The 10,504-nt window shown below is 39.4% G+C and carries 9 protein-coding genes; 6 read left to right on the top strand and 3 right to left on the bottom strand.

The genetic code is table 11. The features are described from left to right. Positions 1-86: 86 nt before the first annotated feature. Both mscL and typA read right to left on the bottom strand, forming a co-directional pair. On the bottom strand, positions 87-521 hold the full coding sequence (gene mscL, locus ACT4_RS12045; RefSeq protein ID WP_004877192.1) for a large conductance mechanosensitive channel protein MscL: 435 nt from the start codon (positions 519-521) through the stop codon (positions 87-89). Between the two features lie 246 nt (positions 522-767). Further along, positions 768-2,603 (bottom strand): translational GTPase TypA, encoded by a 1,836-nt coding sequence (gene typA / locus ACT4_RS12040; protein ID WP_004877193.1) that lies wholly within the window; start codon positions 2,601-2,603, stop codon positions 768-770. 175 nt (positions 2,604-2,778) lie between these two features. Between typA and ACT4_RS12035 the strand changes: the two genes are divergently transcribed. The 5 genes from ACT4_RS12035 (at position 2,779) to ACT4_RS17330 (ending at position 8,394) form a co-directional block, all read left to right on the top strand. After that, on the top strand, positions 2,779-4,137 hold the full coding sequence (locus tag ACT4_RS12035) for a uracil-xanthine permease family protein (RefSeq protein WP_007482585.1): 1,359 nt from the start codon (positions 2,779-2,781) through the stop codon (positions 4,135-4,137). Positions 4,138-4,201: 64 nt separating this feature from the next. Continuing rightward, a complete protein-coding gene (locus ACT4_RS12030; protein WP_007482583.1) occupies positions 4,202-5,218 on the top strand; it encodes a methyltransferase in 1,017 nt (338 codons plus the stop codon). A 76-nt stretch (positions 5,219-5,294) separates the two neighbouring features. Further along, the gene (locus ACT4_RS12025) at positions 5,295-6,752 is read left to right on the top strand and encodes an amino acid permease (RefSeq protein WP_004877196.1); all 1,458 of its coding nucleotides are present in this window, start codon (positions 5,295-5,297) and stop codon (positions 6,750-6,752) included. A 273-nt stretch (positions 6,753-7,025) separates the two neighbouring features. Further along, a complete protein-coding gene (locus ACT4_RS12020) occupies positions 7,026-8,231 on the top strand; it encodes an RtcB family protein (RefSeq protein WP_007482581.1) in 1,206 nt (401 codons plus the stop codon). A 4-nt stretch (positions 8,232-8,235) separates the two neighbouring features. Beyond that, complete coding sequence (locus tag ACT4_RS17330) at positions 8,236-8,394, top strand: hypothetical protein (protein WP_004877198.1); 159 nt, start codon at positions 8,236-8,238, stop codon at positions 8,392-8,394. A 140-nt stretch (positions 8,395-8,534) separates the two neighbouring features. On the opposite strand, the gene omp38 is transcribed toward ACT4_RS17330, so the two are convergent. Further along, entirely contained in the window at positions 8,535-9,584 is a 1,050-nt protein-coding gene (gene omp38 / locus ACT4_RS12015) for an outer membrane protein Omp38 (protein WP_007482578.1), read from the bottom strand. A 387-nt stretch (positions 9,585-9,971) separates the two neighbouring features. On the opposite strand from omp38, the gene ACT4_RS12010 reads away from it, so the two are divergent. Further along, positions 9,972-10,484 carry a GspH/FimT family protein gene (locus tag ACT4_RS12010; RefSeq protein ID WP_007482577.1) on the top strand — a complete coding sequence of 171 codons (513 nt, stop codon included), beginning with the start codon at positions 9,972-9,974 and terminating at the stop codon, positions 10,482-10,484. Positions 10,485-10,504 lie beyond the last annotated feature (20 nt).

The raw sequence follows: 10,504 nt of genomic DNA, 5'->3' as shown, positions 1-10,504 counted from the left end.
CTACAAAGAAATAGACAAATACCAAATTAAACAACTAACAAATAAAAACGGACTATTAATTTATGCCGTTTTTTTATTTAAAGCAATTAAGCTTGCTTTTTCAACTCATCACGAATTTCACGCAACAATTGAATATCTTCTGGTGTTGGTGCAGGTGCTGCTGGCGCTTCTTCTTCTTTTTTACGCATGCGGTTCATGACTTTCACCATTAAGAACACCACCCACGCTAAAATCAGGAAGTTGATCAAGATCGTAATAAAGTTACCATAAGCAAGAACTGTAAGCCCCGCCTCCTGAGCTTGAGCTAAAGTTGTGATGTTTTCAGGACTTGAACCGAGCACAACAAACTTATTGGTGAAATTCACTTCCCCACCAATAATAAAGTTGATGACAGGCATCAGAACATCTTTCACTAATGAATCAATGATCTTACCAAAAGCGCCACCGATGATTACACCAATCGCCAAATCCATCATATTGCCTTTTACAGCAAACTCTTTAAATTCTTGAATAATACTCATTGTTGACACTCCAGAAAATGAATCGAATTACATTTGTTTTTGTACTTAAATTACAAATGATAGGCATTTAGTTGTATGTAAATAATTTAATATTTTTCTCAAAAAAAGAAAGTTATTTCACACTTTAACAACATATTTTATTTTAATAAAAATATGAACTTATGCATGAAATAGACACTTGTTTTACTCAATAAAAAAACCGCCAAATAAATTTAGCGGTTTTCTTCATTTTTCAATTCAGAAAAATTATTTATCACGATTACGTTTACGTTCGTTTTCAGTTAAGTAACGCTTACGAATACGAATCGATTTAGGTGTTACTTCAACTAATTCATCATCTTCAATGAATTCAAGTGCTTGCTCAAGCGTGTATTCAATTGCAGGTGTTAAAGTCAACGCATCATCAGTACCAGACGCACGAACGTTAGTTAACTGCTTCGCTTTAGTTGGGTTTACCACCATATCGTCTGAACGAGAGTTAATACCCACGATCATACCTTCGTAAACTTCTAACTGTGGTTTAGCAAATAAACGACCACGGTCTTGCAAGCTGAATAGTGCATAGCCCAAGCATGTACCTTGAACCATAGAAATCAACACACCATTTTGACGCTTCGCTACTGAACCTTGTTTCACAGGGCCGTAGTGAGAGAAGCTTGATGTCATGATGCCTGTACCAGAAGTCATAGTTAAGAATTCTGAACGGAAACCAATTAAGCCACGAGAAGGAACAGTTGCTTCAATACGGATACGGCCTTTACCGTCAACTTCCATATTGGTCATTTCGCCTTTACGGTGACCCATTTGTTCCATTACAGAACCTTGGTGCTGCTCTTCAACGTCAAACGTTACGTTTTCGTAAGGCTCTTGTTTTTCACCATCAATTTCTTTGATGATTACTTGTGGACGAGATACGCCCATTTCGAAGCCTTCACGACGCATGTTTTCAATCAATACTGAAAGGTGAAGTTCACCACGACCAGAAACTTTGAAACGGTCTGGACTATCAGTATCTTCAACACGAAGTGCTACGTTGTGAATCAATTCACGGTCAAGACGTTCACGAATATTACGTGAAGTTACGAACTTACCTTCTTTACCAGCAAACGGAGAGTTGTTTACTTGGAATGTCATAGATACAGTTGGTTCATCTACAGACAATGCTGGTAAAGCTTCAACATTTTTCGGATCACAAACTGTGTCAGAAATGTTAAGTGCATCGATACCTGTAATACATACGATATCACCAGCAGATGCTGATTCAACATCTACACGCTCTAAACCATGGTAACCCATGATTTTTAAGATACGGCCATTACGTGTATTGCCATCTTTGTCAATTACAGTAACAGGAGTATTTAATTTTACTGAACCGCGTTGAATACGACCAACACCGATAACACCCACGAAGCTGTTATAGTCAAGTGATGAAATCTGCATTTGGAATGGACCATCAACGTCTACCGCTGGTGGTTCAACGATATCAACGATCGTTTCAAACAACGGTGTCATGTCTTCTGCCAACTCTTCAGGAGCTGGACCAGCAACACCACGTAAGCCAGAAGCATAAACGATTGGGAAGTCTAACTGTTCGTCAGTCGCGCCAAGGTTGTCAAACAAGTCAAATACTTGATCGATTACCCAGTCACAACGCGCGCTTGGTTTATCAACTTTGTTGATAATCACGATAGGCTTCAAACCACGAGCAAATGCTTTTTGAGTTACAAAGCGAGTTTGTGGCATTGGACCTTCTTGTGAGTCAACAAGAAGTAATACACAGTCAACCATCGACATCACACGTTCCACTTCACCACCGAAGTCGGCGTGTCCTGGGGTGTCGACGATGTTGATACGGTATTCAGTATCAGTACGTTTATCTAACCATTTAATTGCCGTGTTTTTTGCAAGAATGGTAATACCACGTTCACTTTCAAGCGCATTCGAGTCCATGACACGCTCAATCTCGCCTGCACGGTCACCCAAAGCACCAGATTGTTGAAGTAATTTATCGACAAGCGTGGTTTTACCGTGGTCGACGTGCGCAATAATTGCGATATTGCGGAGATTCTTAATATCAGACATAGAATTCGATACGCTTAAAATTTGAGGGCAGATTATACAGAAAAACACTACACTTTAGTAGTGACAGTTTATTGACATGTGACTTTTTTTCTGACGAAACGTTACAGAATCGTTGGTAAAGTAGACTAACTCTATTAGAATATTCCACTAATGCTTATCGCTTTTTCAAACTCCCATGTCAAATTCCCAACCTCAGCAACAGCTCGACTTAGTTTACGGACTGAATGATCGACCGAAACCTTTTGTTGCATTTTTAGCTGCACTTCAACATCTCCTCGCGATTTTAGTGCCAATCGTTACCCCAGGATTACTAATCTGTTTAGCACTTGGTGTCTCTCGTGAAGATACCAATATGATCCTTTCAATGTCTTTGATCATTTCAGGGATTGCGACATTTTTACAATGTAAGAAAGTCGGTCATTTCGGAGCAGGTTTACTGATTGTTCAAGGTACAAGCTTCAACTTTATTGGCCCGATCATTGGTATCGGAAGTGCAATGGTTGCTGCGGGAACGCCCGTAGAACAAGTTATGGCTGCTATTTTTGGCGTTGTGATTGCAGGTTCATTCATTGAAATGGGCGTTTCTCGCATTTTGCCTTGGGTAAAAAAGCTGATTACCCCGTTAGTCACAGGAATTGTCGTTCTGCTCATCGGTTTAACGTTGATTAAAGAGGGCTTGATTAGCATGGGTGGTGGTTATACCGCAATGCAAGATAATACTTTTGCCAATGCAGACAACCTGATCATGTCATGTACGGTTCTTGGGATCATCATTCTACTCAATCGTATTCGTATTATTTGGGTGAAAAGTTCAGCAATTTTAATTGCTTTAGTGATTGGCTATATCCTCGCTGGGTTTATGGGACATTTGAACTTTTCAGTCTTGAATGAAGCACCTTTAATTCAAATCCCAACGCCTATGCATTTTGGTTTAAGCTTCTCTTGGAGTTTGTTTATTCCAATGGCATTCATCTATCTCGTTACCTCTTTGGAAGCGATCGGTGATGTGACTGCAACCAGTAAAATTTCAAACCAACCTGTTGATGGTCCTATTTGGATGCAACGTATTAAAGGTGGTGTTTTAGTTAATGGTGCCAACTCGTTCCTTGCTGGTATTTTTAATACTTTCCCAAGCTCTGTGTTTGCACAAAACAATGGTGTGATTCAACTCACAGGCGTAGCTAGTCGTTATGTCGGTATTTGGATCGCCGTGCTATTGGTGATTTTAGGCTTATTCCCGGCTGTTGCTGCTGTGATTCAAGCAGTACCACAAGCAGTATTAGGTGGTGCAGTGATGGTGATGTTTGGCGCAGTTGCTGCATCAGGTATTAATATCCTTTCAAGTATCCACCTAGATCGTCGTGCCTTGCTGATTATTGCAATTTCACTTGCACTTGGCTTAGGTGTTGCGCAGGTTCCTCAGATTCTTGAGCATTTACCTGAATTATTCAAAAATATTTTTAGCTCTGGTGTCGCAACAGGCGGTATTGCAGCTTTGATTTTGAATATTGTTTTACCTGAAACACACAAATAGTCATCTAATAAATGATCATTGCCCAGTTTAGCAACTGGGCTTTGTTTTTGATGAGAGATCAATAATGGATCCACGTAGTGAAGTTGTCTTGAGACAACAAGATTATTTAAACGGGCAAGTTTTACTGATCAATGCCCCAAATGATCAACTCGCCAAAAATTTACCAACTCAAGTACAAGCATCAGTTTGGACTTGGAATTATGCTGATCACCAAAGCTTTTTAAGCTCAGGAATTGATTCAAGCTTTTCAGTGGAATTTCCTCAATCTAACTTTGATCAAGTCGTTATTTTCGTTCCAAAATCAAAAGAACTCCTCAGCTATATTTTGCATGTTGTGGTGAGCCATTTAACCATTGGTCAAAATATTTTTCTTGTCGGCGAGAAAAAAGGGGGCGTGGAACGCGCAGCAAAACAACTGCAACCCTATGGGAAAACACTAAAGTTAGATAGCGCACGTCACTGTCAATTATGGCAATTAAAAATAGAAAAAGCTGAGCAACTTAAACCACTTGAACAATGGTTAAAAACATATACAGTTCAAGTGAACCAAGATCAGTTAGAAATCTGTGCACTACCAGGTGTGTTTAGTCAAGCGCATTTGGATGTCGGAACAGCCGTATTACTTCCTTACCTATCACAAGTAAAATCAGGTAAGATTGCCGACTTTGGTTGCGGCGCTGGTGTTATCAGCAGCTTTTTAGCCAAATTAAATCCAGAGCAACATATTTTTGCGCTTGATGTTGATGCATTTGCATTACGATCAACTGAGATGACTTTCAAACGAAATGGCTTGGATTTAGCTCAGTTACATCTACAAGCTGTCACAGGTTTAAAAGATGCACCTAAAGAGTTGGATGCGATTGTGAGCAATCCTCCATTTCATCAAGGGATTCATACCAATTACGATGCAAGTGAAGAACTCTGTCAGCTTGCAAAATCCCACCTGAAAAGCTCAGGTGAGTTATGGATCGTGGCGAACCGTTTTTTAAACTACCCGCCTCTCATTGAGCAAAGTTTTGGTCAATGTATGATAAAAACCGATCAACAAGGATTTAAGGTACTCTTCGCGAGTGCTAAATAGGGTCAATTGACATGTTCGTCTACCCTACAACCTATGAGAAGTGTCAATAGACCCTTATAAAGTTTAAGGAATTTTTATGAGCGATACATCTGCTCCCCAACACCTTCAGCGCAAGCTCGGGGCTCGCCACCTCAATATGATTGCGATTGGTGGATCGATCGGTACAGGTTTATTCCTTGCATCAGGTTCAACTATTGCGACTGCAGGTCCTGGCGGTGCATTACTCGCCTATGCACTAATTGGTATCATGATTTATTTCTTGATGACTAGCTTGGGTGAACTTGCAACACATAACCCAAGTTCAGGTGCATTCTTTACCTATGGTAGCCGCTATGTTGAAGAAGGCTTTGGCTTCGCCTTAGGATGGAATTACTGGTACAACTGGGCAATTACCGTTGCATTTGAATTAGTTGCAGTTCAATTTATTATGAAATTCTGGTTCCCAGAAATTTCTGGCTTTTATTGGAGTGCGCTGTTCCTTGCCGTGATTTTTGGCATCAATGCAATGACCGTCAAAGGTTTTGGTGAAAGTGAATTCTGGTTCTCGATGATTAAAGTGATCGCGATTATTGTCTTCATTATTATCGGGATCGCCATGATCGCAAAAATCATGCTAACACCAGATGCATCAGTATTTACGAATTGGACTAAAGGTGACGCGCCGTTTGTTGGTGGTTTACAGGCCATGATCGGTGTTGCCATGATTGCTGGGTTCTCATTCCAAGGTACCGAAATGGTTGGGGTTGCAGCAGGTGAATCAAAAGATCCGAAGAAAACGATTCCGCTTGCGATTAAACAAATTTTCTGGCGTATTTTATTATTCTACATCCTGTGTATCTTCATCATTGGCACCTTGATTAGCTATGACAACCCACTGTTGTTACATGCTGCAGAAAGTGAAAATATCGCACTTTCACCTTTCACATTACTTTATGAGAAAGCAGGATTTGCATTTGCTGCTGGCCTAATGAATGCCGTGATTCTAAGCGCAATCTTATCCGCTGGTAATTCAGGCATGTACTCATCAACACGTATGTTATTTGACATGGCAAAAGAAGGCCGAGCACCAAAATGGTTCTCTCAGCTTGATCGTCGTGGTGTACCAATGAATGCACTTTACGCAACGACGGCTGTCGCTGCACTCTGCTTTTTAACCACTTTTATTGGTGAGCAACAAGTGTTTAACTGGTTGCTGAACATGTCAGGTATGTGTGGATTTATCGTTTGGCTTGGTATTGCAATTTCACACTACCGTTTCCGTAAAGGTTATCTTGCTCAGGGTCACAAACTTGATGACCTCGCCTATCGCGCAAAGTTCTTTCCTTTTGCACCGTGGTTTGCATTTATTCTGTGTTCAATCATTATCTTAGGACAAAATTATGAAGCTGTTCTAGGTGGAAAAGTGGATTGGATAGGCTTACTTTCGACCTATATCAGCATTCCATTATTCTTGGTGATATGGCTAGGGTATAAATGGAAACATAAAACCAAACTGATTGCCTACAAAGACATGAATGTTAAAGAAGGCGAATAAAAATCAGGTAAAACTTGACCCAAGTTGAAATATGAGTAAAATTCACGCTCATATTTCAACGGCAAACTTATACATTGTATAAGTATTTAAGAAAACAGGAGGATGACACGATGCTATTACTACAGGAAAACACACTTTAGATTTGGCACCGTCATCTCACGGACAAGTGACAAATCTTACGATCACTTGTCCGAATGCCTACTTAAGCCTAGCATTCGCTAGGTTTTTTTATGCCTATTCGGACAGAAGAATTAAAATGACCGAGATAAGAAAATGGGCATACAAAAAATACTCAATGCAGATGCACAATTTGGTGTACCAGTAAAAATATTCACCAATGACATTGATCGAGAAAGCATTGAACAACTCAAAAAAATGGCACAGCTACAGTTTGTACATTCACATATCGCAGTAATGCCAGATGTACATGTCGGCAAAGGTGCGACTGTTGGTAGTGTCATTCCGACCAAGCATGCGATTATCCCTGCCGCTGTCGGTGTGGATATTGGCTGTGGAATGAACGCAATTCGGCTGAATTTAAAAGCTTTGCAACTACCCGACAATTTAGCGCCATTGAGACATGCAATTGAGCGCAAAGTTCCTGTAGGTTTTGAGTTGCACAAACAAATCAAGGCAAAAGCCTCAAGTGTTATTCCACTGGAAAAGCGATTGCAACCAATCATTAAAAAGCATCCTGGACTTGTTAGAATGCTCAGAAAATTTGATGCTACATGGCAAAAACAACTGGGTACTTTAGGAGGCGGTAATCACTTTATCGAACTCTGTCTGGATGAAAACCAAGATGTCTGGATCATGCTGCATTCTGGTAGTCGTGGTTTAGGGAATGTGATTGGGACTTATTTTATCGAACTTGCAAAGAAAGAAGCGCAGCATCGGTTTGGACATGTTCCAGACAAAGATCTGAGCTACTTTGCTGAAGGTTCAAATAGCTTTGATGATTATGTTGAGGCAGTGGAATGGGCGCAAGAATATGCTTTTGAAAATCGACGTGAAATGATGCGCCTCATTTTAGAAGCGATTCGACCACTCCTGCCGCCATTTCAAATGACCAAAGAAGCAATTAACTGCCATCATAATTATGTCAGTCGTGAACATCATTTTGGTGAAGACTTGCTGATCACACGAAAAGGAGCAATTCGTGCAGGGAGAGATGAGTTAGGAATTATTCCTGGTTCCATGGGAGCTCGCTCTTATATTGTGAAGGGCAAAGCAAATCCAGAGTCTTTTTGCTCATGTTCACATGGTGCAGGAAGAAAAATGAGTCGTAGTAAAGCCAAATTACTCTTTAGCCAAGATGATTTGATTCATCAGACTCAAGGCATTGAATGCCGTAAAGATAGTGGTGTTATTGATGAAATCCCAAGTGCATATAAAGATATTGATCAAGTCATGGCAAACCAATCAGATTTAGTCGAAATCTTGCACACCCTTAAACAAATTTTATGCATTAAAGGTTAATGATATGAAACTTAAAGAGATGCCAAAAATCAAAGCTCGCAACCCTGTTGCAGTATCCCCTTTGTTAAAAAAAGGTGGAATACATGAAAGTGAAAAACCACGAGCACAGCATCGTAGAGATCGACAACAGGCAAAACAACAACTCAACAAAGGTATTTGGTAATTAAAATATTACCTTAAATACATCAATTAAATTAAGGAGAAAGCAAATGAATATATCTTGTCAAACCAACAATATAGCAATAAAAAAAGCGACTCAATTGAGTCGCTTTTTTATGTCATTTAAAACTCAAATTATTGAGCTTATTGACCAGGTTGTACAAGAACAGTACGGCTACCAGTGATCGCAGCGAATACGCGACGGTTCATAGCACGACCTTCTTTAGTTTTGTTGTCAGCAATCGGTTGATCCCAAGCGAAACCTTGAGTAGACAAACGAGAAGCATCAACGTTGTATTCGTTTACAAGAGCTGATTTAACAGAGTTAGCACGAGCTAATGATAAACGTTCGTTTAACTTACGTGGACCAGTGTTATCTGTGTGACCTTCGATACGAGCAGTCGCATTCGGGTACTCAGATAATTTCTCAGCTACTTTAGCAATTTCAGACTTGTACTGTGGCTTGATGTCTGACTTGTTAGTATCAAAGAATACACGAAGTTCCATGTTAAGGTCTTCAGTTAACTCTTGTGGTTGTGGAGCAACTGGAGTTGGTTCAACTGGAGCAACTTCTACTACTGGAGCAGCAGGCTTCAAGTGACCACCAAGAACTACGTTTAAACCAGCAAGAGCTGTATAGTTCCAGAAGTCTTCATCGATGTTATAAGTACCACGAGCTTCAGTACGAAGAGATAAAGCATCATTTAAGCGCCAGAAAGCACCAAAACCTGCATTACCTAAAGTACCTTCTTCTTTCAAGCCACGACCAGCACGACCTAATTGAGCATCAGTAGCATCGCTGAATGTATATTTATAGTGACCAGCACCTAATAAAACATACGGCTTGATTTTGCTGTCGTAGTTTTTAGTGATTAAATCAGAAGTAACATAAAAGTTACCATTGATTTGTTGTTGCTTATATTCAGAGTTCGGAGAAAGACTGTCTACATCACCTTTAACTTGGTTGTATTCAGCTTCAAAACCTAACCAAGGTGTTAATTCAACACCTAACGCAGCGCCAACGAATAAATCGTCTTGTAACTCACCGCCATTTGTTAGATTTTCGGTGCTATTGTTGTGCTTAGAATCTTGAAATGTGTAACCAAGCATTAATGGTGTTACTGTAACACCCGCATTAGCAGCAGCTAAAGGAGCAGCAACAAGCATAGCAAGTGCAATACGACTCAATTTCATGGATATCCTCCAGAGATAACAATTGTTTGTTGTTCAAGCTTAGCCTATGATTTTTGGCCCCATAAACACAGAAGTGTTCACAGTATTATTTTTAAGCTATTCACTTCACTTTGAATCATACAAACACTTGATGAATTTTCCAAGTGCTTGATAACTTTAACCTCGTAAATTATTGACAAAATTTCTTACAATTTCCGTTGTAGTTCAGTAAATTTTGATTCGCAATGAAAATTTGAATAGCTTATTGTTCGCTCACTTCAAGTTTAGCAGCATTTTTTACATGAAGTAATCGTTAGTTTTTCTAATACTAAACTTAATTTAATAAATACAGTAATTACTTAACACTTTGTTAATAAAAAAATTACAGAAATACATATAGGTCATATTATGTTTAAAACTTTAGGTTTCACAATGAGTGAAGCCATCATCACCATTGCCATTATTTCTATAATCGCAGCAATTGGAATACCCTACTTTAACAATATGCTCATCTCAAATGAAGTAAATCAGATCAAGAAAATTCTCACAATTTATATACAAAAAGCTAAATCTGATGCTCAAATTCATCATAAAAATGTGACTTTATGTGCAAGTACAGATCTCATAACATGCAGTAATGATTGGAGTCGAGGTTTTATTGGATTTTTTGATGAGAACCGAAATCGGACACGAGAACGTTCAGAACAAATTTTATATGCCAACACAATACCATCAAAATATGGAACATTAGACTGGAGAGGAACACTAAGGGTTAACTCAGTCACCTTTCAAGGAGATACGGGGTTACCAAGAGGTTCAAATGGTAGCTTTTTCTATTGTATGAATAACTCAAATAATCATTTAAAAGTTATTTTAAGCAATATGGGACAGATCCGCAGTGAAATGGTAACGACCTGCTAAAAACTCTACAGTCCAACCAG

This window comes from Acinetobacter sp. NBRC 100985 (assembly GCF_000241225.1).
Taxonomy (GTDB): Bacteria; Pseudomonadota; Gammaproteobacteria; order Pseudomonadales; family Moraxellaceae; genus Acinetobacter; species Acinetobacter venetianus.
The sequence above is the reverse complement of the archived record's forward strand: the minus strand, read 5'-3'. Positions and strand labels throughout refer to the sequence as shown.